Source organism: Streptomyces sp. NPDC040545 (genome assembly GCF_055595065.1).
Map to the genome: position 1 here is coordinate 107741 of NZ_JBVIWA010000018.1, position 21878 is coordinate 129618.

Consider the following 21878-nt stretch of genomic DNA (forward strand, 5'->3'; position numbering starts at 1 on the left):
GCACGCGAGTCTGGCAGTCGCCACTGACACTTCGTACGGGTTTTTCGGTGTGCCTCGACACATGGTCGACCGATTCCGTCGCGTAATCAAAAGGCAACAACGGAATCACTTGGCCGAGGGCATCACCTCTGCCAGGATCGGCACTCAATTCGAGCTGTAGCTCGAACTGTAGCTACGGAGAGCGTGAGAGCGTTATGGGCAACCGCTTCCAGGTCAAAGACCGCTTCGCAGACGGCGCGCAGTACATCGACGGGCAACTGAGGTCCGGCACCTCCGGACAGTCACACACCGTGGTCGATCCGGCGACCGGCGACGAGGTCCTGACCTACGAGCTCGCGAGCACCGCGGACGTCGACGAGGCCGTCGCCGCCGCCAAGAGGGCCTTCCCGGGCTGGTCCGGCGCCACCCCCGGCGAGCGCTCGGACGCCCTGCACCGGCTGGCGGCCGTCCTGGCCGAGCAGGCGGAGGACTTCGCGTACGCCGAGTCCCTCCAGTGCGGCAAGCCGATCAAGCTGTCCACGGAGTTCGACGTACCGGGGACCATCGACAACACCGCCTTCTTCGCGGGCGCCGCCCGGCACCTCCAGGGGCAGGCGGCCGCCGAGTACTCGGGCGACCACACCTCGTACGTACGCCGCGAGGCCATCGGGGTCGTCGGCTCGATCGCGCCCTGGAACTATCCGCTCCAGATGGCCGCCTGGAAGATCCTCCCGGCGATCGCCGCGGGCAACACCATCGTCCTCAAGCCCGCCGAGCTCACCCCGCTGACCTCCCTGATGTTCGCGCAGGCGGCCAAGGACGCGGGCCTGCCCGACGGCGTGATCAACATCGTCACCGGTGCCGGCCGTGAAGCCGGAGAACACCTGGTGGGCCACCCCGACGTGGTGATGACCTCCTTCACCGGCTCCACCGCCGTCGGCAAGCGGGTCGCCGAGATCGCCACCGCCACCGTCAAGCGGCTCCACCTGGAGCTCGGCGGCAAGGCCCCCTTCCTCGTCTTCGACGACGCCGACCTGGAGGCCGCCGCGCACGGCGCCGTCGCCGCCTCCCTCATCAACACCGGCCAGGACTGCACGGCCGCCACCCGTGCCTACGTCCAGCGCCCCCTGCACGACGCCTTCGTCTCCCGGGTGGCCGAGCTGATGGAGAGCGTCCGCCTCGGCGACCCCTTCGCGCCCACCACCGACCTGGGCCCGCTGGTCTCGCACGCCCAGCGCGACCGGGTCGCCGGGTTCGTCGAGCGCGCCCGCGCCTACGCCACCGTCGTCACCGGCGGCGAGATCCCGGCCGGGGACCTGGCCGAGGGCGCGTACTACCGGCCCACCCTCATCGCCGGCGCCGCCCAGGACAGCGAGGTGGTCCAGTCCGAGATCTTCGGCCCGGTCCTCGTCGTCCTGCCCTTCGACACCGACGACGAGGGCATCGCGCTGGCCAACGACACCCCGTACGGACTCGCGGCCTCCGCCTGGAGCCGTGACCTCTACCGGGCGAACCGGGCCACCCGCGAGATCAAGGCGGGCTGCGTCTGGGTCAACGACCACATTCCGATCATCAGCGAGATGCCCCACGGGGGCTACAAGGCCAGCGGCTTCGGAAAGGACATGTCGACCTACTCCTTCGAGGAGTACACGCAGGTCAAGCACGTGATGTACGACAACACCGCGGTGGCCGAGAAGGACTGGCACCGCACGATCTTCGGGGACCGTCCGTAACCACCTGCGGCCGACGCCGCGTGGGCCCACCGCCTGACCAGCGGTACACCTCCCGAAAGGGCACAGCGCATGGAGCAGTTCGAGCCCGACCGCCTCTCGGCGGCGCAACTCGCCGCGATGCGGCGCAGCCTCACCAGCGGGCGCGGCGCCCTGACCCGCCGCTCGCTGCTGCGCGCCTCCGGAGTCGGAGCGCTCACCCTCGGAGGGCTCTCCGCCCTCACCGGGTGCGGGATCCCGCCCGCCAAACGCGAGGGCGACGCGGCAGCGGCCTCCGACGACCACTCGGCCCAGGAAAAGGAGATCAACTTCTCCAACTGGACCGAGTACATGGACACCAGCGAGGACGAGAAGAGCCGTCCCACGCTGGAGGAGTTCACCAAGCGGACCGGCATCAACGTCAAGTACACCGAGGACATCAACGACAACGTCGAGTTCTTCGGCAAGATCCGCCCCCAGCTGGCGGCCGGCCAGGAGACCGGCCGCGACCTGATCGTGGTCACCGACTGGCTGGCCGCCCGCATCATCCGTCTCGGCTGGGCGCAGAAGCTGGACCCCGCGCGCCTCCCGCACGCCTACGCCAACCTGATCCCGCAGTTCCGCACCCCCGACTGGGACCCGGGACGGTCCTACAGCTACCCCTGGACCGGCATCGACACCGTCATCGCCTACAACGAGAAGGCGACCGGCGGCAAGAAGGTCGACTCCGTCACCCAGCTGCTCGACGACCCCTCCCTCAAGGGCCGCGTCGGCTTCCTCACCGAGATGCGCGACAGCGTCGGCATGACCCTGCTCGACCAGGGCAAGGACCCGGCGAAATTCACCACCGCCGACTTCGACGAGGCCATCGGCCGGCTCCAGAAGGGCGTGGACAAGAACCAGATCCGCCGCTTCACCGGCAACGACTACACCTCCGACCTCGACAAGGGCGACATCGCCGCCTGCCTCGCCTGGGCCGGGGACATCATCCAGCTCCAGGCCGGCAACCCGGACATCAAGTACGCCATCCCCGCCCCCGGATACATCACCTCCAGCGACAACCTGCTGATCCCCGCCAAGGCCCGGCACAAGGCCAACGCGGAGAAGCTCATCGACTTCTACTACGAGCCCGAGATCGCCGCCCAGCTGGCCGCGTACATCAGCTACGTCTGCCCGGTCGAGGGCGTCAAGGACGAGCTGGCCAAGATCGACCCCGCGCTCGCGGACAACCCCCTGATCGTCCCGGACAAGGCGATGGCCGCCAAGGCCCACGCCTTCCGCTCCCTCACCAGCGAGGAAGAGACGGCGTACGAGGAGAAGTTCGCCAAGCTCATCGGCGCCTGACGCACGCCTTGCGGCGGGCCGATCCCGCCGGACCGCCGCGCCGGCCGCCGGACCCCTCCGGCGGCGGCGCGGCCCGCCCCGGCCGACTCCGCTCCGCCGAGCCTCCGACCCCTTGACCCACCCAACCCCGGGACCATCCATGACTGACAAGACCGCGGGCGGCGACGTCCGCCTCTCCGGGATCAGCAAGCACTACGGGACCTTCACCGCCGTGCACCCGCTGGATCTCACCATCCCCCAGGGCTCCTTCTTCGCCCTGCTCGGCGCCTCGGGCTGCGGGAAGACCACCACCCTGCGCATGATCGCCGGCTTGGAGGAGCCCTCCACCGGCACGGTGCACCTCGGCGACCGGGAGGTCACCGACCTGCAGCCGTACAAGCGCCCGGTCAACACGGTCTTCCAGAGCTACGCGCTCTTCCCGCACCTGAGCATCTTCGAGAACGTCGCCTTCGGGCTGCGCCGCCGCGGCATCAAGTCGGTCAAGAAGCAGGTCGACGACATGCTGGAGCTGGTCCAGCTCGGCCAGTTCGCCCAGCGCAAGCCGCACCAGCTCTCCGGCGGCCAGCAGCAGCGCGTCGCCGTCGCCCGCGCACTGATCAACCACCCGCAGGTCCTCCTCCTCGACGAGCCGCTGGGCGCCCTCGACCTCAAGCTGCGCCGCCAGATGCAGCTGGAGCTCAAGCGGATCCAGACCGAGGTCGGCATCACCTTCGTGCACGTCACGCACGACCAGGAGGAGGCCATGACCATGGCCGACACGGTCGCCGTGATGAACGGCGGCCGCGTCGAGCAGCTGGGAGCCCCCGCCGAGCTGTACGAGAACCCGGGCACCACCTTCGTGGCCAACTTCCTCGGCACCTCGAACCTCATCGAGGCCTCGGTGGACTCCGCCGGCTCCGAGGTCGTCGTCTCCGCCTCCGGCACCACCCTGCGGCTGCCCGCCGCCCGATGTTCGACCACCCCCCGCGCGGGCGGAAAGCTCCTGGTCGGGGTGCGCCCGGAGAAGATCTCCCTGGTCCACGCCGACGAGGAGCACACCATCGCGGCCGGCCGCAACAAGGTCGCCGGCCGGATAGCCGACTCCTCCTTCATCGGCGTCTCCACCCAGTACGTCATCGACAGCCAGGTCTGTCCGGAGCTGGAGGTGTACGCCCAGAACATCGAGCGCGACGGCCGCCTGGTGCCGGGCGCCGAGGTGATCCTGCACTGGAACCCGGAGCACACCTTCGGCCTCGACGCCGCCCAGGACATCGACGCGGGCATCGAGACGGTGGAGGAGAGCGCATGACGGCCACCGCGGCGCCGCCCCAGGCGCCCGCCCCCACCGAACCCCCGGTGCACAAGGCGTCCCTGCGCAAGCGGCTGATCCCGTACTGGCTGCTGCTCCCCGGCATCCTGTGGCTGCTGGTGTTCTTCGTGCTGCCGATGGTCTACCAGGCCTCCACCTCGGTGCAGACCGGCTCCCTCGAAGAGGGCTTCCAGGTCACCTGGCACTTCGGGACCTACTGGGACGCCTTCACCGAGTACTACCCGCAGTTCCTGCGCTCCCTGCTCTACGCGGGCACCGCGACCGCGCTGTGCCTGCTGCTCGGGTACCCGCTCGCCTACCTGATCGCCTTCAAGGCCGGCCGCTGGCGCAACCTGCTCCTGGTCCTGGTCATCGCCCCGTTCTTCACCAGCTTCCTGATCCGCACGCTGGCCTGGAAGACGATCCTGGCCGACGGCGGCCCGGTGGTCGGCGTCCTCAACGACATCGGCTTCCTCGACGTCACCAGCTGGCTCGGCATGACCGAGGGGGACCGGGTGCTGGCCACGCCGCTCGCGGTGGTCTGCGGTCTGACGTACAACTTCCTCCCCTTCATGATCCTGCCGCTGTACTCCTCGCTGGAGCGCATCGACACCCGCCTCCACGAGGCGGCCGGGGACCTGTACGCACGCCCCGCCACGGTCTTCCGGAAGGTGACCTTCCCGCTCTCGATGCCGGGCGTGGTCTCCGGGACCCTGCTCACCTTCATCCCGGCGAGCGGCGACTACGTGAACGCCGAACTGCTCGGCTCCACGGACACCCGGATGATCGGCAACGTCATCCAGTCGCAGTACCTGCGGATCCTCGACTACCCGACGGCGGCCGCGCTGTCCTTCATTCTCATGGCCATCGTGCTGATCATGGTCACCATCTACATCCGCCGAGCGGGGACGGAGGACCTGGTCTGATGCGTAATCCCCTCACCTGGCTCCGGCGCAACCTGGTCGTCATCGCGGGCCTCGGCACGCTCGCGTACATGATCCTGCCGAACGTCGTCGTCACCGTCTTCTCCTTCAACAACCCCAGCGGGCGGTTCAACTACGCCTGGCAGGAGTTCTCCCTCGACGCGTGGAAGGACCCCTGCGGGGTCGCCGACATGTGCGGCTCGCTGTCCCTCTCGCTCCAGATCGCCCTCTGGTCCACCCTCGTCGCGACCGCGCTGGGCACCGCGATCGCCTTCGCGCTCGTGCGCTACCGCTTCCGGGCGCGCGGGGCGGTCAACTCGCTGATCTTCCTGCCCATGGCCATGCCCGAGATCGTGATGGCGGCCTCGCTGCTCGCGCTCTTCCTCAACATGGGCATCCAGCTGGGCTTCTGGACGATCCTGATCGCGCACATCATGTTCTGCCTCAGCTTCGTCGTCGCCGCCGTCAAGGCGCGTGTCCTGTCCATGGACCCGCGGCTGGAGGAGGCCGCCCGCGACCTCTACGCCGGCCCGGTGCAGACCTTCGTACGGGTCACCCTGCCGATCGCGGCACCGGGTATCGCGGCGGGCGCGCTGCTCTCCTTCGCGCTCTCCTTCGACGACTTCATCATCACCAACTTCAACTCGGGCAACACCGTCACCTTCCCCATGTTCGTGTGGGGATCGGCCCAGCGCGGTACGCCCGTGCAGATCAACGTCATCGGTACGGCGATGTTCGTCATCGCGGTGCTGGTGGTCCTCGCCGGCCAGATGGTCGGCAACCGCCGCAAGAAGGCACAACCGAAGTAATTCGGGAAAGCACGTCATCAGTTCCGTAGGGAGTTGGAAGCCATGGCCCCAGTCGCCATGCGAAGTGTTGCGAAATCCCTTTCCGAAGCGAAGCCGGTCTCGTACTGGCTGGACGACCCCGGCAAGCCGGCCCCCGAGCCGGCGCTGACCTCCGACGAGCGCTGCGACCTGCTGGTCATCGGCGGCGGTTACAGCGGACTGTGGACCGCCCTGATCGCCAAGGAGCGCGACCCCGGGCGGGACGTCGTACTGATCGAGAGCAAGGAGGCGGGCTGGGCCGCCTCCGGCCGCAACGGCGGATTCTGCGCCGCCTCCCTCACCCACGGCCTCAGCAACGGAATCGCCCGCTGGCCCGGCGAGCTGGCCAAGCTGGAGGAGATGGGCACCCGCAACCTCGACGCCATCGAGGAGGCCGTCGCCCGTTACAACATCGACTGCGACTTCGAGCGGACCGGCGAGATCGACGTCGCCACCGAACCGCACCAGGTCGAGGAGCTGCGCGAACTGCACGAGGAGGCGCTGCGCCTGGGCCTCGCCGACGGCTCCGAATGGCTGGACGGCGAGGCGGTGCGCGCCGAGGTCGACTCGCCGACCTTCCTCGCGGGCCTCTGGGACCGTGACGGCGTCGCCATGCTCAATCCGGCGAAGCTGGCCTGGGGCCTCAAGCGGGCCTGCCTGGAGCTCGGGGTGCGGATCTACGAGAACACCCGCGGCCTCAAGCTGGCCGGGGCCGGCTCCGGGATGACCGTGACGACCCCCTACGGCACGATCCTCGCGCGCCGGGTCGCCCTCGGCACCAACATCTTCCCCTCGCTGGTGCGCCGGGTCCGCCCGTTCACCGTCCCGGTCTACGACTACGCGCTGATGAGCGAGCCGCTCGACGAGGCCCAGCTGGCCGCGATCGGCTGGAAGAGGCGGCAGGGGCTCGGCGACAGCGCCAACCAGTTCCACTACTTCCGGATCACCCGCGACAACCGGATCCTGTGGGGCGGCTACGACGCGATCTACCCCTACCGGGGGAAGCTCGACTCCGAGTACGACCACCGCCCCGAGACCTACCTCAAGCTCGCGGAGCACTTCTTCACGGCCTTCCCGCAGCTGGAGGGGCTGAAGTTCAGCCACGCCTGGGGCGGGGCCATCGACACCTGCTCGCGCTTCTCCGCCTTCTTCGGCACGGCGCACTCGGGGAAGGTGGCCTACGCGGCCGGCTACACCGGCCTCGGCGTGGGGGCCACCCGGTTCGGAGCGGACGTGATGCTGGACCTGCTGGACGGGCTCTCCACCGAGCGCACGCGGCTGGAGATGGTGAAGTCCAAGCCGATGCCGTTCCCGCCCGAGCCCTTCGCCTGGACCGGGATCGCGCTCACCAAGTGGTCGCTGGCCCGCGCGGACGCCCGCGGCGGACACCGGAACCTGTGGCTCAAGACACTGGACCGCTTCGGCCTCGGCTTCGACAGCTAGTGCTGTGACCGGGTTCACTACCATGGAGTAACGAAACCCGCGTCATACCCGCGCCCGGCCCCGCTCTCTCCAGGTGAGAACCCCTCACCTACAGGAAGCGGAGGCCGGGCGATGACGATTCCGGGGGCCAGGACGGCAGTGGACTGGCTGGTGTCGGGGGCGCCGGATCCGGACGCCTGCCGGTGGGAGTGGGAGCGCAACCCGCTCGGGGTCGCCCTGCTGCCCGCCGGCCGGCGCTGGGACGTGCTGATCCTGCCCGGGAAGCTGGGGCGGCCCACCCTCGACGTGCTCCGCCTGCTCCTCGACCGGCCCGGCCCGGTGCTCGCCGACTTCGGCGACTCCAGGGTGGGCTTCTTCGTGCCCGCCGGCACGGCCTCGCGGTGGCTCGGCACGGGCGTACGGGGTGCCGGGTGCGGGAGCTGGATCGTGGTCCCGTATCCCGGCCGGGCGACCGGCGGGGTGCGCTGGCTCGTGCTCCCGCACGGCGAGGGGACGCTCACCGATCCGGCCGTGCTGGAGCTCGCCCTGCACGAGGCGGCCGCGAGCGTGCCGGCGAAGCAGGGTCGGAAGCCTTGACAAGGGTATTGGTCTGGACCACCTTGGGCGCCGCTGACCCCCTCCATCCCCCCATGCACCGGAGGCAGTTGTGCGCAGAGCCCTACCCCTCCTCTCGGCCGCCGCCCTCGCGGTGGCCGGCTTCCTCGCCGCGGGCCCGCCCGCCGCGGCGGCCGACGCCGACCTCGTACGCAACGGCGGCTTCGAAGCCGGCCTCGACGGCTGGAGCTGCTCCGGCGGCAGCGGAGCCGTCGTCACCACACCCGTCCACGGCGGAAGTTACGCCCTGAGGGCCACCCCGGCCGGCCAGGACAACGCCCGCTGCTCCCAGACCGTCGCCGTCGAGCCCGACTCGGCGTACACGCTCGGCGCGTGGGTGCAGGGCGCCTACGTCTACCTCGGCGCGAGCGGCACCGGCACCACCGACGTGTCGGCCTGGACGCAGACGCCGGGTGCGTGGAAGCAGCTGACGACCACCTTCCGCACCGGCCCGTCCACCACCTCGGTGACCATCTACACCCACGGCTGGTACGGCCAGCCCGCCCATCTCACCGACGACCTCACCCTGATCGGCCCGGACCCCGGCGGTCCCGGGCAGCCCCGGCCCCCGGCCGCCCCCACCGGCCTGACCGCCTCCGCCACCTCGTCGGCGTCCGTCGCGCTGTCCTGGTCGGCGGTCCCGGGCGCCACCTCGTACACCGTCCACCGGGACGGCGCGGCGCCGCTGTCCGTCACCTCGGCCTCGGCGGCCGTGACCGGCCTCGCCGCGGCCACCACGTACACCTTCCGGGTCAGCGCGGTGAACGCGGCGGGCGCCTCCCCGCAGAGCGCGCCCGCCTCCGCGACCACGCCCGGTGGCGGGGGAGGCGGCGGGGGCGGCCTCCCCGCGCACGCACTCGTCGGCTACCTGCACGCGAGCTTCGCCAACGGCTCCGGATACGTCCGCATGGCCGACATGCCCGCCTCCTGGGACGTCATCAACCTCGCCTTCGGCGAACCCACTTCGGTGACCTCGGGCGACATCCGCTTCCGGCTCTGCCCGGTCGCGGAATGCCCGAACGCCGAATCCCCGGCGGAGTTCAAGGCGGCCGTCAAGGCCAAGCAGGCGGCCGGCAAGAAAGTGCTGATATCGATCGGCGGCCAGAACGGCCAGGTCCAGCTCGCGAGCACGGCCGCCCGCGACACCTTCGTCTCCTCCGTCAGCAAGATCATCGACGAGTACGGCCTCGACGGCCTGGACATCGACTTCGAGGGCCACTCCCTGTCCTTGGCCACCGGGGACACCGACTTCCGGGCGCCCACCACCCCGGTCGTCGTCAACCTGATCTCGGCCGTGAAGACCCTGAAGGCCCGCTACGGACCGGACTTCGTCCTGACCATGGCCCCGGAGACCTTCTTCGTCCAGCTGGGCCACCAGTACTACGGTTCCGGCCCCTGGGGCGGCCAGGATCCGCGCGCCGGCGCGTACCTCCCGGTCATCCACGCCCTGCGCGACGACCTCACCCTGCTCCACGTCCAGGACTACAACTCGGGCTCGATCATGGGCCTCGACAACCAGTACCACTCCATGGGCGGCGCGGACTTCCACATCGCCATGACCGACATGCTGCTCACCGGCTTCCCGGTCGCCGGGAACACCGCCCGGGTCTTCCCGGCCCTGCGCCCGGACCAGGTCGCCATCGGCCTGCCGGCCACGACCAGCGCGGGCAACGGCCACACCTCGCCCGCGGAGGTGAACAAGGCCCTGAACTGCCTGACGAGGAAGACCGACTGCGGGACGTACCAGACCCACGGCACCTGGCCGGGGCTGCGCGGCCTGATGACCTGGTCGATCAACTGGGACCGCTTCGGAGGCTGGGAGTTCAGCCGGAACTTCGACGCGTACTTCGGAGGCTGAGCCGTCCCGCCCGGCCGGCCCGGTCGGCCCACGCCACTGCGAGCAGCAGGGGAGCGCAGAGCAGCAGGCTGGCCAGTACGTCCAGCGGCCAGTGCCACCCCCGCAGGATCAGCCCGGCGGCCGTCGCCCCCGTGAGGACCAGGGCGGCGGCCGCCGGCCATGCCCGGCGGGTGTACGGGCGCACGAGCAGGGCCGCGCCGAGGTAGGCGACGGCGGCGGTGGCCGTGTGGCCCGAGGGGAAGTAGCCGGCGGCCCAGGGCTCCAGGGGTCCTGGCCGGGCCGTCCACTCCTTGAACGGGATGACCAGGGCCGGCACCAAGGCCATCGCCAGGCCCGCGGCCCCGGCGGCGAGCGCCCGCCCGCGCCGGGCGGCGTAGGCCATGGCCAGGACGAGGACGGGCACGGCGACCGGGATGTTGCCGAGGTCCGAGAGTCGCTCGGTGACGTAGTCGGGGACCGTGCGCACCAGGGCGCGGCTCAGCGCATGGTCCGGGGTCAGCAGCGGGCCGGAGACCAGCACCTGCCAGGTGACCAGGGAGAAGAGGAGGCCGCAGACCGCGGCGATCAGGAGAGGAGTGGCCGGCCGTCCCGGAACAGGGGGGATGGTTCCGGGACGGCCGCCCGGATCGGGTTGCCGGGCGCCCCGGGGGGTTTGGGGCGAACGGCTGTCCGATCGGTGAGGAGTGTGCGCGAACGCATGCCCAGTACGGTGCTGGGGAAGCCCAGTACTGGTGTCGCCCCCGGTTTCCCTGGAGCGGGGTGTCTCACTCATCTGCAGAAACCGTACGGCAGCGAAAGGGGGACCGACAGCAGGATCGCGCTCCCGCCATCGGCCCCCCACAGCTTCTTCACAGCGTCCGCCCGTTACCGCCGGTAGGTACCGGTCGCGGCGTGCGCACGTTCTAGCCGTTCGATCAGATGGCCGTGCCGATGGCCGCGAACGCGGCCTCGATGAGGTCCAGGCCCTCGTTCAGCAGGTCCTCGCCGATGACGATCGGCGGGAGGAAGCGGAGCACGTTGCCGTAGGTGCCACAGGTGAGGACGAGCAGGCCCTCGGCGTGGCAGGCCTTGGCGAGCGCGCCGGCCGCCTCCGGGAAGGGGGTCTTGGACACCGGGTCCTTGACCAGCTCGATCGCGATCATGGCGCCGCGGCCGCGGATGTCGCCGATGATGTCGTACTTCTCCTGCATGGCCGTCAGGCGGGCCTTCATGACGGACTCGATCTTCTTCGCCGCGGCGTTGAGGTCGAGTTCCTTCATGGTCTCGATGGAGCCGAGCGCACCCGCGCACGCCACCGGGTTACCGCCGTAGGTGCCACCCAGGCCACCCGCGTGCGCGGCGTCCATGATCTCGGCGCGGCCGGTCACGGCGGCGAGCGGCAGACCGCCCGCGATGCCCTTGGCGGTGGTGATCAGGTCCGGGACGATGCCCTCGTCCTCGCACGCGAACCACTGGCCGGTGCGGCAGAAGCCGGACTGGATCTCGTCGGCGACGAAGACGATGCCGTTGTCGTTGGCGAACTTCACGATCGCGGGCAGGAAGCCCTTGGCCGGCTCGATGAAGCCGCCCTCGCCGAGGACCGGCTCGATGATGATCGCGGCGACGTTCTCGGCGCCGATCTGCTTGGTGATCTGGTCGATCGCCTGGGCGGCGGCCTCGGGGCCGCAGTTCTCGGCGCCGGTGGGCCAGCGGTAGCCGTAGGCGACCGGGACGCGGTAGACCTCGGGGGCGAACGGACCGAAGCCCTGCTTGTACGGCATGTTCTTCGCGGTCAGCGCCATGGTGAGGTTCGTACGGCCGTGGTAGCCGTGGTCGAAGACGACGACGGCCTGGCGCTTGGTGTACGAACGGGCGATCTTGACGGCGTTCTCGACGGCCTCGGCGCCGGAGTTGAACAGGGCCGACTTCTTGGCGTGGGTGCCCGGGGTCAGCTCGGCGAGGGCCTCACAGACCTCGACGTAGCCCTCGTACGGGGTGACCATGAAACAGGTGTGGGTGAAGTCGGCGAGCTGCGCGGAGGCGCGGCGCACGACGGCCTCGGCGGAGGCGCCGACCGAGGTCACGGCGATGCCGGAGCCGAAGTCGATCAGGCGGTTGCCGTCGACGTCCTCGATGATGCCGCCGCCCGCGCGGGCCGTGAAGACGGGCAGCACGGAGCCCACGCCACCGGCCACGGTCTGGAGGCGGCGGGCCTGCAGCTCCTGCGACTTGGGGCCGGGGATCGCGGTGACGATCTTGCGCTCCTGCGGAACAGCGGTCATAGGGGGCTCCTGGGGGGTGTTTTCGGACGCACTTGTCTCTTTGTCCGCAGGCTAGGCCCGGGAGCGGTGGTCCTGCATGCTCCGTTCGGTAGTGATCACCGCGTGTCCTTGTCCGTCACGGCCATAGGAAGGACCCGGGCGCGCGTCTTGCGGACGGCGCGGCGCATCGGAGCGCGGGTACGGGCCCACGGCCGACGCCGGGCAACTACATTGAGCGACGCAGCGCAGGCACGGGCAGGGGGCAGGGGTTTCATGGACACCGACGGCACGCACGACGGACGGGCGACCCGCTCGGATCGCGTACCGAGACCTGCCGGCGCCCCACAGGCGCACCCTCCGAAGCCGCGTCACGCGCCGGACCGGGGGCCGACCGTCGCCGACTGGCTGCGGACCCCCCGGCCGGTCGCCGAGCCGGGTGTATGGCGCTACGGCCACGTCCCGCGGGCGGCGGTGGAACCGCCGACGACCCCTGACCGGGCTCTTGCCACCGGAGCACTCGTCTCCTTCCTGGCGTGTGTCCTCGTCTGGTCCCTGATGCGCAACACGTACATCCCCTTCTGGGACGCTCCGCTCAACCTCTTCACCCCGGACAGCTGGTACGCCGCGAACGGGGAGCCGGTGATGGGGACGGGCGGGATGCGGGCCAAGCCGATCTACGAGACGCTCTTCGTCTCGGTGCTCGTCTACGGGTTCGGCCGGCTAGGCAGCTGGCGGACCGCGTGGAGCCGCCTGGTCGTCGCGCGCGGCCCCTGGGCACCCGCCCTCGCGGTCGTGCCAATGGCTTGGGTCACGCTCCTCCTCGTCGACAACCACCAGCTGCCGCTCCGGCAGCTGGTCTTCGCGTTCCTGCCGTACGGCACGGACCAAGAGGCCAACCTCGCGCTCGACAGCACGGCGAAGACCGCGATCGACGTGGCCGTCGTCCTGGCCTTCGCCTGGCTCGGTGGCGCGGTCCGCCTGCTGCGCCGGATCCGGCCGGCCGCGGATCCGGCCCGCCCGGACCGCCCCCGGGCGACACCTGCCGAGGAGCCGGAGGACGACCCCGCTCGGTGGCCGCAGTTGCGGGCCGCCGGGCTCGGGGAGGTGGCCGAGCGGCTGGAGGCGGAGGCCGGGGGCGGGCGGATGAACGACGTGGACTACGCCCGGATCCGGCGGGCCTGGGACTCCGTGCGCGTCGACCCCTCGCGGATGCGGGCCTTCGCCGACGCCGTGCGTGACAAGGGAGCCGGGGCCTGTGTGCACCCGTCCGGGGCCCGGGACCTGCCCGTGCGGGCCGCCCGGCACGATCTGCTGGCCCGGCAGGTGCTGCTGGGCACCGTGGAGGACGGCGCCCGCAACCCGTACTCCCGCCGCGGCACCGCCCTCGCCCTCGACCCCGACGTGCTCGGCACCTCCCTGCTCGCCGTCGGCCCCTCCGGCACCGGCAAGACCCGCCACCTGGTGCGGCCCGTCGTCGAGTCGCTCTCGCTCCAGGCCCTCGCCGGCCAGGCCGCCGTCGTCGCCGTCGGCGCGGCCGGCGCCCCGCTCGGACCGGACGCCGCCTTCGACGTCGTGGTCCGGGTCGGCGACCCCGCCTCCGTCTACGACCTCGACCTCTACGGCGGCGCCACCGACCCCGACGAGGCCGCCACCCTGCTCGCCGAGGCCTTCGTCGGGGACGTCCCCGGGATCGACGTACGCCGGGCCGCGACCGCCCTCGCCCAGCTCCTCGGGCCCTTCCGGACGGCCTACGACCGCTTCCCGACCGTGCCCGAACTGCGCGAGCTGCTCGACCAGGTCCCCACCGCCTTCGACGCGCTGCGCCGCGACCTCGCCGGACAGCACGCCATGCTGCGCGAACTCGACGCCCGGGCCCGCCAGCACGGCGCCCCCGCGGACCCCGGTCCCGCCCTCGCCGACCGGGTGGCCCTGCTGGACCGGCCCGCCTTCGCCGGCTTCTTCGACACCACCGGCCAGGGCCGGCCGTTCTCGCTGCGCGCCCTGGAGCACCCGATCCGTGTCCGCGTGGACCTGCCCGAACGCGGGCACGCCGACGCCTCCCGGATGCTGGCCCGGCTGCTGCTCGCCCAGTTCAACGCCGCCGCGGCCGCCCGCACCGACCGCTCCCTCTTCGCCTTCCTCGCCTTCGACGACGCCTCCCACACCCTGACCGCCGAGACCGTGCGGGGCGTCCAGCGGCTGCGCTCGGCGCATGCGGGCGTCCTGCTCACGCTGCGCACGCTGGACGACGTACCGGAGGCGCTGCGCACCCCGCTGCTCGGGGCGGTCGGCTGCCGGATGGCCTTCTCCGGGGTCACCACCTGGGACGGCAAGCGCTTCGCCGAGGCCTGGGGCACGGAGTGGGTGGAGACGCGGGACGTCACCCACCGCACCGTCTTCGCCGACCAGCCGCTCACCCGCCTGATGCACTCCTTCCGCAAGCTCGTCACCGGCAAGGCGGTCACCACGGACGCGGTGACCGTGCGCCAGGTGGAGCGCGAGCGGTGGTCCGCCTCGGACCTGGCGCACGCCGTGCCGCCGGGGCACGCGGTCCTGTCGCTGACCTCGGTGCGCGGGGAACGGGCGGCTCCGCTGCTGGTCCGCCTGGCCGGACCGTCCTGACCCGCACCCCGACCCGTACGAGGTGGCAGAATCGACGGGAGTCGTTCGTACGACACGGCGAAAACCGTCGGCGGTCTGCCTCCTGACCCTCCCGCTCGCCCCCTCCCGCTAAGGCCACTGGTAACCGATGCCGCTCACCCTCGCCTCACTCGTCCAGCACTCGGCGCTCAAACTCAGCGTCCGGGCCGGGGAGGGCCGCCTCGACACCCCGGTGCGGTGGGCCCACGTCAGCGAGCTCGCCGACCCCGTCCCCTACATGGAGGGCGGGGAGCTGCTCCTGATCACCGCGATGAAGCTGGACGCGGGGGACCCGGAGGAGATGCGCGCCTACGTACGCCGCCTCGCCGCGGCCGGGGTCGTCGGCATCGGCTTCGCGATCGGCGTCAACTACGAGGAGATCCCCGAGGCGCTGGTCGAGGCCGCGCGGGCCGAGGACATGCCGCTGCTGGAGGTACCGCGGCGGACCCCCTTCCTGGCGATCAGCAAGGCGGTCTCCGCGGCCCTCGCCGCGGACCAGTACCGGGCCGTCACCGCCGGTTTCGAGGCCCAGCGGGAGCTGACGCGCGCCGCGCTCTCCGTCGACGGCCCCACCGAGCTGCTGGTGAAACTGGCCGCGCACGTGCACGGCTGGGCCGCGCTGTACGACACCTCGGGCGCGGTCGTCGCGGCCGCCCCCGACTGGGCCGCGCGCCGCGCCGCCCGGCTGACGCCCGACGTGGAACGGCTGCGGGAGCGCCCGGCGCCCGCGAGCGCCGTGGTCGGCGGCTCCGAGGACCGCGTGGAACTCCAGTCCCTGGGCACGGGCCGGCGCGCCCGCGGCGCGCTCGCCGTCGGTACCGCGGCCCCGCTCGGCACCGCCGAGCGGTACGCCGTCCACTCCGCCGTCGCGCTGCTCACCCTCACCACCGAGCGCTCGCGCTCGCTGCACGACGCCGAGTCCCGGCTGGGGGCGGCGGTGCTGCGGATGCTGCTCGCGGGCGAGGCGGACCACGCGCGGGCCGTGGCCGGGGACCTGTACGGGGCCCTGCTGGAGGCACCGTTCCGGCTCGTCGTGGCCGAGCCGGCCCTGGCGGGGACCGCGCAGCCGGAAGGCCTGGCGCTGCTGTCCGACACGGTGGAGTCGGCGGCGGCCCGGACCGGAGAAGCGCTGCTCGTCGTCCCGGAGGAGGGCCGGCTCGTGGTCCTGGCCTCCGACGGGGGCTCGGCCGTACAGGCGTGCATGGACCACGCCGAGGCACTGGAGGCACGGCGCGGCCGGGAAGCGTCCGGGCCGGAGCCGGACGAGCTGGTGGTCGGCCTGTCCGCGCCGGCCGGACCGGGCGGTGTGGCGGCCGCCCTCAAACAGGCCGACCAGGCCCTGGCCGTGGCCCGGCGCCGCGGTCGGCCGATGGTGGAGCACGAGGACATGGCGGCGGGCTCGGTCCTGCCGCTGCTGGCCGACGACGCCGTACGGGCCTTCGCGGACGGCACCCTGCGCGCCCTGCGGGAGCACGACGCGACCGGGCGCGGCGACCTGGTGGCCTCGCTCCAGGCCTGGCTCTCCCGCCACGGACAGTGGGACGCGGCCGCGGCCGACCTCGGCGTGCACCGGCACACCCTGCGCTACCGGATGAAGCGGGTCGAGGAGATCCTCGGCCGCTCCCTGGAGGACCCGGACGTCCGCATGGAACTGTGGCTCGCCCTCAAGGCGACCTCGACCCCGGCCTAGCCGCATCGCCTCGCAGGGGCGCGCACCCGGCCGGCTGGACAGTGACAAAGCGGCGAAGCGCGACGACCCGCCGCTCCATCAGGGACAAACGCCGAAACGCCGACGGAGTTCTACGGTGGAGGGGTCAGGACCCACCGCACACTTCCGAAGGGCCGGGATTCGCATGACTTCCACCCACGCCTTCTGGCTCGCCGGCCGCCAGGCCACCGGCGAGGACAGCTTCGACGTCCACTCCCCGTGGGACGGCCGCCTGGTCGCTGCCGTCAGCGTGCCCACCGACGAGCAGGTCGAAGAGGCCGTGGCCGCGGCGTACGCCGTGACGGCGGAGTTCTCCGCGACCCCCGCCCACGTACGGGCCGCGGCCCTGGACCACGTGTCCAAGCGGCTCGCCGAGCGCACCGAGGAGATCGCCCAGCTGATCTCCGCCGAGAACGGCAAGCCCGTCAAGTGGGCCCGCGGTGAGGTCGGCCGTGCGGTGTCCGTGTTCCGCTTCGCCGCCGAAGAGGCCCGCCGCTTCAACGGCGGAGAGGCCCAGCGCCTCGACACCGACGCCGGCGGTGTCGGCCGCCTCGCGCTGACCCGCCGCTTCGTCAAGGGCCCGGTCCTCGGCATCGCGCCGTTCAACTTCCCGCTGAACCTGTGCGCCCACAAGGTGGCCCCGGCCATCGCCGTCGGCGCGCCGATCATCCTCAAGCCCGCCCCGGCCACGCCACTGTCCGGTCTGATCCTCGGCGAGCTGCTCGCCGAGACCGACCTCCCGGCCGGCTCCTGGTCGGTCCTGCCGGTCGCCAACGACAAGATGCCGGCCCTGGTCAAGGACGAGCGCCTGCCCGTCATCTCCTTCACCGGCTCCGACACCGTCGGCTACGCCATCCAGCAGTCGGTGCCCCACAAGCACTGCACCCTGGAGCTCGGCGGCAACGCCGCGGCCGTCGTCCTGGACGACTGGTCCTCCGAGGCCGACCTCGACTGGGCCGCCACCCGTATCGCGACCTTCTCGAACTACCAGGCCGGCCAGTCCTGCATCTCCGTGCAGCGCGTGATCGCCGACGCCTCCGTCTACGACCGCCTCGTCGAGAAGGTCGTCGAGAAGGTCCAGGCCCAGGTCACCGGCGACCCGTCCGACTCCGCCACCGACGTCGGCCCCCTCGTCTCCGAGGCCGCCGCCCAGCGTGTCGAGTCCTGGGTCGACGAGGCCGTGGCCGGCGGAGCCAAGCTGCTCACCGGCGGCAAGCGCGCGGGTGCCTCGTACGAGCCCACCGTCCTGGCCCACGTGCCGGACGGCGTCAAGCTCGCCACCGAGGAGGTCTTCGGACCGGTCCTGACGCTGAAGAAGGTCGAGAACACCGACGAGGCCTTCGCCGCCGTCAACGACTCGAAGTTCGGTCTGCAGACCGGCGTCTTCACCCGCAACGTCCAGACCGCGTTCCGCGCCCACCGCGAGCTCGAGGTCGGCGGTGTGATCATCGGCGACGCGCCGTCCTACCGCGCCGACCAGATGCCCTACGGCGGCGTCAAGCAGTCCGGTGTGGGCCGCGAAGGCGTCCGCTACGCGATGGACGACTACACGTACGAGCGGGTCCTGGTCCTGACCGGCCTCGACATCTGATCTCGTACGGCCCGAAAGCCGACGGCCGGAGCCTACTGTGCGGGGGCTCCGGCCGTCCCTCTTTTCCTTCCCGGCTCGGTTCGCCCCCGGGGCGCTTGTGCCGGCTCCAGGACGCCGTGCGTCCTTTGAACCGCTCGTTCCTCGCGGTTCCTCCGGGCGCCCGCCGCCTTTCGCCGGTGCGCCCCTTCGGCTCACTCGCCCGGGCGTAGCCGCGCGGCCGGGCCGGATTTCGCTCGCTCGGACGGCCCGGCTTTTCCCGGCGGGCCGGAGAGGGTACGACTCACAGGTAGCACCGGCTGGTAATGCCGGTGGACCCCTGACTTCCGACTTCGGCGGCGAGGTGAGTCCCCTCATGTCCGCAACACAGCCCAAGGTGACCGAGCGCGAGGCACGGCAGGTCGCGGAGGCGGCCCGGGAACAGGACTGGCGCAAACCCAGTTTCGCCAAGGAACTGTTCCTCGGACGCTTCCGGCTCGACCTGATCCACCCCCATCCGCTCCCCGCCGACGAGGACGTCCGGCGGGGCGAGGCCTTCCTGGCCCGGCTGCGGGAGTTCTGCGAGACCCGCATCGACGGGGCCCTCATCGAGCGCGAGGCGAAGATCCCCGACGAGACGGTGCGCGGTCTCAAGGAGCTCGGCGCCCTCGGCATGAAGATCGACCCCAAGTACGGCGGCCTCGGTCTCACCCAGGTCTACTACAACAAGGCGCTGGCCCTCGTCGGCTCGGTGAGCCCGGCCATCGGGGCCCTGCTCTCCGCCCACCAGTCGATCGGCGTGCCCCAGCCGCTGAAGATGTTCGGCACGCAGGAGCAGAAGGGCGCCTACCTGCCCCGCTGCGCCACCACCGCCATCAGCGCCTTCCTGCTCACCGAGCCCGACGTGGGGTCCGACCCGGCGCGCCTGGCCACCACGGCCGTCCCGGACGGGGACGACGCGTACGTGCTCGACGGCGTGAAGCTGTGGACGACCAACGGGGTCGTCGCGGACCTGCTCGTCGTGATGGCCCGCGTCCCACGGCGTCAATCGGGTGAAGGGGCCGAGAACCACCCCGGCGGGATCACCGCCTTCGTCGTCGAGGCGGATTCGCCCGGAATCACCGTCGAGCACCGCAACGCCTTCATGGGCCTGCGCGGCCTGGAGAACGGCGTGACCCGCTTCCACCGGGTCCGGGTCCCCGCCGCCCAGCGCATCGGCGCCGAGGGCGCCGGGCTCAAGATCGCCCTGACCACGCTCAACACCGGCCGGCTGTCCCTGCCCGCCATGTGCGTCGGCGCCGGCAAGTGGTGCCTGAAGATCGCCCGCGAGTGGTCCGGCGTACGCGAGCAGTGGGGCCGGCCGGTCGCGCGGCACGAGGCGGTAGGCGCCAAGATCTCCTTCATCGCCGCCACCACCTTCGCCCTCGAAGCGGTGGTCGACCTCGCCTCCCAGATGGCCGACGAGGACCGCAACGACATCCGCATCGAGGCAGCCCTCGCCAAGCTGTACGGCTCCGAGATGGCCTGCCTGATGGCCGACGAGCTGGTCCAGATCCGCGGCGGGCGCGGCTTCGAGACCGCCGAGTCCCTGGCCGCCCGCGGCGAACGCGCCGTCCCCGCCGAGCAGATGCTCCGCGACCTGCGCATCAACCGGATCTTCGAGGGATCCACCGAGATCATGCACCTGCTGATCGCCCGTGAGGCCGTCGACGCCCACCTCTCGGTGGCGGGCGACCTCATCGACCCCGAGAAGGCACTCGGCGACAAGGCGAAGGCCGGAGCCCGCGCCGCCGGGTTCTACGCCCGCTGGCTGCCCAAGCTCGCCACCGGCCCCGGCCAGGTCCCCGGCACCTACCGCGCCTTCCACCCGAACGGCCACCCCGACCTCTCCACCCACCTGCGCTATGTGGAGCGCAGCGCCCGCAAACTCGCCCGCTCGACCTTCTACGCCATGTCCCGCTGGCAGGGCCGGATGGAGACCAAACAGGGCTTCCTCGGCCGGATCGTCGACATCGGCGCCGAGCTCTTCGCCATGAGCGCGGCCTGCGTCCGCGCCGAGCACCTGCGCGCCACCGGCGCCCACGGCCGGGAGGCCTACCAGCTGGCCGACGCCTTCTGCGAGCAGTCCCGGCTGCGCGTGGAGGAACTCTTCGGCCGGCTCTGGTCCAACACCGACGACCTCGACCGCAAGGTGGTCGCGGGCGTCCTGTCCGGCACCTACGCCTGGCTGGAGGAGGGCGTCCTCGACCCCTCCGGCGACGGCCCCTGGATCGCGGACGCGACGCCCGGACCCTCGACCCAGAAAAACGTGCACCGCCCCATCCGCTGACCTGCAATCATCGCCGGACGTCGGACAGACGTACGAGGATGAGTACGAGTACCGGTACACGTACGAGCACAGCGCGAGGCGGACGAGAACGATGCCGACGGCCGAGGAAGACCGCACCAGCCGACGGCTGGCCTGGTGCGTGGCGCACCTGCTGCGCCACGCACCGGACCACATCGTCACCGACATGACCGCCAGGTTGGACGAGCCCACCCGCAAATACCTGTGCCGGGACGAGTGGCTGTCGGCCTCGACCGTCACCCTGCTGCTGCGCCACGGCGGCGCCGCCGACCGGACCTTCATCGCGCGCAACCCCCGGGTCGTGGGCCGGCCGCTGCCCGGCCTGCCCGGACCCGCCCGCTACGCCCGCCGCCGCACCCCGCCCGAACTCCTGCCGGTGCTCCGCGCCGAGCTCGGCAGGGACCCCGGCGAGGAACCGCTCGGCGCGGCCGAGCTCGCCGGCCTGCTGCGCCGGCACGGCAGGCGCGGGCCCCGCGTCCCGCTCGACATCCTGGCGCTGGGGCAGCGGCCGGACCCGGAGCCGCTGCTCGCCGAGCACCTCCGCGAGCCGCTGCCGGCCGGCGCGGTCGAGGCCCTGCTGCTCGTCGCGGACCTGCCCCTGGAGACCGTCCACGCGTTCCTGGCCGCCCCGGCGGCGCCACCGGACGGGCGCTCCTGGCACCGGCCCGCCGTCCGCGCCGTGCGGATGGGACGGGTCACGCACGAGGAGCTCGTCACCCACGTCGCCCCCGCGCACCAGACCCTGCTGCTCGCCCGCCTCCCCGACACCCACGGCTTGCGCTGGACCCTGCCCGAACAGGCCGGCATGCAGACGGCCGTCCTGCGGGCCCTGCGCCCGCTGGGGGACGATCCCCGGCTGTGGGCGGAGCTGCTGAGGCACGCTCCCGGCCACCCCGGCCCGCTGCCCGCGCTGGTCGCCGCGCTGGCCGACGGCACCGTGCCCGAGGCGGCCGAAGCGGCTGAGCCCGGCCCCGACCTCGTCCGCGCGGTGCGCCACCTGTCCCCGACGGCCGGCGAGCCCTACGGGGGCGTGGAGCGCGAGCTGGCCCTGACGAGCCTCGCCGTACCGATGGACAGCGTCGCGGAAGACATCCGCTGGGTGCGCGACTGCCTCGACCGCGGCCTGCTCACCGGCCATGACGTGATCCGGCACAAGCTGCCGGCCTGCTGGGCCCTCGACCAGGACCACTGGCTCGGCGACGTGGACCATCCCGACCGGCACGACCGCCCCGCGGCCGTCCTCGCCGCCCACGCCGAGGCCGACCAGCTGCTGGCCCTGGCCCTCGACGAGGACCCCGAAGCCTGGTGGAGGGTCGCCCGGACGCTCCCGGAGTTCGCCGGAACGCTCCCGCACCTGCTTCTGCGGGTAACGGAAGGGGGCTCCGTGTCCGGCCGCTCATGACATGCGGCA

General features: G+C 71.9%; 15 protein-coding genes. 13 read left to right on the plus strand and 2 right to left on the minus strand.

Annotated elements, in window-relative coordinates:
• Positions 1 to 194: 194 nt before the first annotated feature.
• The 8 genes from ACZ573_RS29180 to ACZ573_RS29215 all read left to right on the plus strand — a co-directional run bounded on the left by ACZ573_RS29180 (position 195) and on the right by ACZ573_RS29215 (position 9965).
• Positions 195 to 1712: a gamma-aminobutyraldehyde dehydrogenase gene (locus tag ACZ573_RS29180; RefSeq protein WP_393783657.1), complete on the plus strand. Its 1518-nt coding sequence runs from the start codon at positions 195 to 197 to the stop codon at positions 1710 to 1712.
• A gap of 69 nt (positions 1713 to 1781) precedes the next feature.
• Positions 1782 to 3032 carry a polyamine ABC transporter substrate-binding protein gene (locus tag ACZ573_RS29185; protein ID WP_471309602.1) on the plus strand — a complete coding sequence of 417 codons (1251 nt, stop codon included), beginning with the start codon at positions 1782 to 1784 and terminating at the stop codon, positions 3030 to 3032.
• A gap of 139 nt (positions 3033 to 3171) precedes the next feature.
• Positions 3172 to 4320, plus strand: coding sequence for an ABC transporter ATP-binding protein (locus tag ACZ573_RS29190; RefSeq protein ID WP_301366183.1), 1149 nt, complete (start codon positions 3172 to 3174; stop codon positions 4318 to 4320).
• Positions 4317 to 5246, plus strand: coding sequence for an ABC transporter permease (locus ACZ573_RS29195; RefSeq protein ID WP_471309605.1), 930 nt, complete (start codon positions 4317 to 4319; stop codon positions 5244 to 5246). Before ACZ573_RS29190 ends, ACZ573_RS29195 begins: the two co-directional genes overlap by 4 nt.
• A complete protein-coding gene (locus ACZ573_RS29200; protein WP_471309608.1) occupies positions 5246 to 6052 on the plus strand; it encodes an ABC transporter permease in 807 nt (268 codons plus the stop codon). Before ACZ573_RS29195 ends, ACZ573_RS29200 begins: the two co-directional genes overlap by 1 nt.
• Before the next feature lie 42 nt (positions 6053 to 6094).
• The gene (locus ACZ573_RS29205; protein WP_471309611.1) at positions 6095 to 7513 is read left to right on the plus strand and encodes an NAD(P)/FAD-dependent oxidoreductase; all 1419 of its coding nucleotides are present in this window, start codon (positions 6095 to 6097) and stop codon (positions 7511 to 7513) included.
• Positions 7514 to 7630: 117 nt separating this feature from the next.
• A complete protein-coding gene (locus tag ACZ573_RS29210) occupies positions 7631 to 8089 on the plus strand; it encodes a hypothetical protein (RefSeq protein WP_471309718.1) in 459 nt (152 codons plus the stop codon).
• A gap of 112 nt (positions 8090 to 8201) precedes the next feature.
• Positions 8202 to 9965 (plus strand): chitinase, encoded by a 1764-nt coding sequence (locus tag ACZ573_RS29215; protein ID WP_471309720.1) that lies wholly within the window; start codon positions 8202 to 8204, stop codon positions 9963 to 9965.
• Here ACZ573_RS29215 and ACZ573_RS29220 read toward each other — a convergent pair.
• Both ACZ573_RS29220 and gabT read right to left on the minus strand, forming a co-directional pair.
• Entirely contained in the window at positions 9931 to 10737 is an 807-nt protein-coding gene (locus ACZ573_RS29220; protein ID WP_471309613.1) for a phosphatase PAP2 family protein, read from the minus strand. The two genes, ACZ573_RS29215 and ACZ573_RS29220, sit on opposite strands and share 35 nt — an antisense overlap.
• 142 nt (positions 10738 to 10879) lie before the next feature.
• Positions 10880 to 12226 (minus strand): 4-aminobutyrate--2-oxoglutarate transaminase, encoded by a 1347-nt coding sequence (gene gabT / locus ACZ573_RS29225; RefSeq protein WP_030012869.1) that lies wholly within the window; start codon positions 12224 to 12226, stop codon positions 10880 to 10882.
• A gap of 252 nt (positions 12227 to 12478) precedes the next feature.
• Between gabT and ACZ573_RS29230 the strand changes: the two genes are divergently transcribed.
• The 5 genes from ACZ573_RS29230 (at position 12479) to ACZ573_RS29250 (ending at position 21869) form a co-directional block, all read left to right on the plus strand.
• Entirely contained in the window at positions 12479 to 14827 is a 2349-nt protein-coding gene (locus ACZ573_RS29230) for an ATP/GTP-binding protein (protein WP_471309616.1), read from the plus strand.
• A 127-nt stretch (positions 14828 to 14954) separates the two neighbouring features.
• Positions 14955 to 16535: a PucR family transcriptional regulator gene (locus ACZ573_RS29235; protein ID WP_471309619.1), complete on the plus strand. Its 1581-nt coding sequence runs from the start codon at positions 14955 to 14957 to the stop codon at positions 16533 to 16535.
• A 163-nt stretch (positions 16536 to 16698) separates the two neighbouring features.
• Positions 16699 to 18144 carry an aldehyde dehydrogenase family protein gene (locus tag ACZ573_RS29240; RefSeq protein ID WP_301366167.1) on the plus strand — a complete coding sequence of 482 codons (1446 nt, stop codon included), beginning with the start codon at positions 16699 to 16701 and terminating at the stop codon, positions 18142 to 18144.
• A gap of 352 nt (positions 18145 to 18496) precedes the next feature.
• Entirely contained in the window at positions 18497 to 20449 is a 1953-nt protein-coding gene (locus ACZ573_RS29245) for an acyl-CoA dehydrogenase family protein (RefSeq protein WP_471309623.1), read from the plus strand.
• A 91-nt stretch (positions 20450 to 20540) separates the two neighbouring features.
• The gene (locus ACZ573_RS29250; RefSeq protein ID WP_471309625.1) at positions 20541 to 21869 is read left to right on the plus strand and encodes a serine/threonine-protein kinase; all 1329 of its coding nucleotides are present in this window, start codon (positions 20541 to 20543) and stop codon (positions 21867 to 21869) included.
• The last annotated feature ends 9 nt before the right edge of the window (positions 21870 to 21878 follow it).

What these genes read in the sequence shown, in the direction of transcription:
- ACZ573_RS29180 (WP_393783657.1), top strand. Translation starts at nt 195, where the DNA reads ATGGGCAACCGCTTCCAGGTCAAAGACCGCTTCGCAGACGGCGCGCAG.
- ACZ573_RS29185 (WP_471309602.1), top strand. Translation starts at nt 1,782, where the DNA reads ATGGAGCAGTTCGAGCCCGACCGCCTCTCGGCGGCGCAACTCGCCGCG.
- ACZ573_RS29190 (WP_301366183.1), top strand. Translation starts at nt 3,172, where the DNA reads ATGACTGACAAGACCGCGGGCGGCGACGTCCGCCTCTCCGGGATCAGC.
- ACZ573_RS29195 (WP_471309605.1), top strand. Translation starts at nt 4,317, where the DNA reads ATGACGGCCACCGCGGCGCCGCCCCAGGCGCCCGCCCCCACCGAACCC.
- ACZ573_RS29200 (WP_471309608.1), top strand. Translation starts at nt 5,246, where the DNA reads ATGCGTAATCCCCTCACCTGGCTCCGGCGCAACCTGGTCGTCATCGCG.
- ACZ573_RS29205 (WP_471309611.1), top strand. Translation starts at nt 6,095, where the DNA reads ATGGCCCCAGTCGCCATGCGAAGTGTTGCGAAATCCCTTTCCGAAGCG.
- ACZ573_RS29220 (WP_471309613.1), bottom strand. Translation starts at nt 10,737, where the DNA reads ATGAGTGAGACACCCCGCTCCAGGGAAACCGGGGGCGACACCAGTACT.
- gabT (WP_030012869.1), bottom strand. Translation starts at nt 12,226, where the DNA reads ATGACCGCTGTTCCGCAGGAGCGCAAGATCGTCACCGCGATCCCCGGC.
- ACZ573_RS29230 (WP_471309616.1), top strand. Translation starts at nt 12,479, where the DNA reads ATGGACACCGACGGCACGCACGACGGACGGGCGACCCGCTCGGATCGC.
- ACZ573_RS29235 (WP_471309619.1), top strand. Translation starts at nt 14,955, where the DNA reads ATGCCGCTCACCCTCGCCTCACTCGTCCAGCACTCGGCGCTCAAACTC.
- ACZ573_RS29240 (WP_301366167.1), top strand. Translation starts at nt 16,699, where the DNA reads ATGACTTCCACCCACGCCTTCTGGCTCGCCGGCCGCCAGGCCACCGGC.
- ACZ573_RS29245 (WP_471309623.1), top strand. Translation starts at nt 18,497, where the DNA reads ATGTCCGCAACACAGCCCAAGGTGACCGAGCGCGAGGCACGGCAGGTC.
- ACZ573_RS29250 (WP_471309625.1), top strand. Translation starts at nt 20,541, where the DNA reads ATGCCGACGGCCGAGGAAGACCGCACCAGCCGACGGCTGGCCTGGTGC.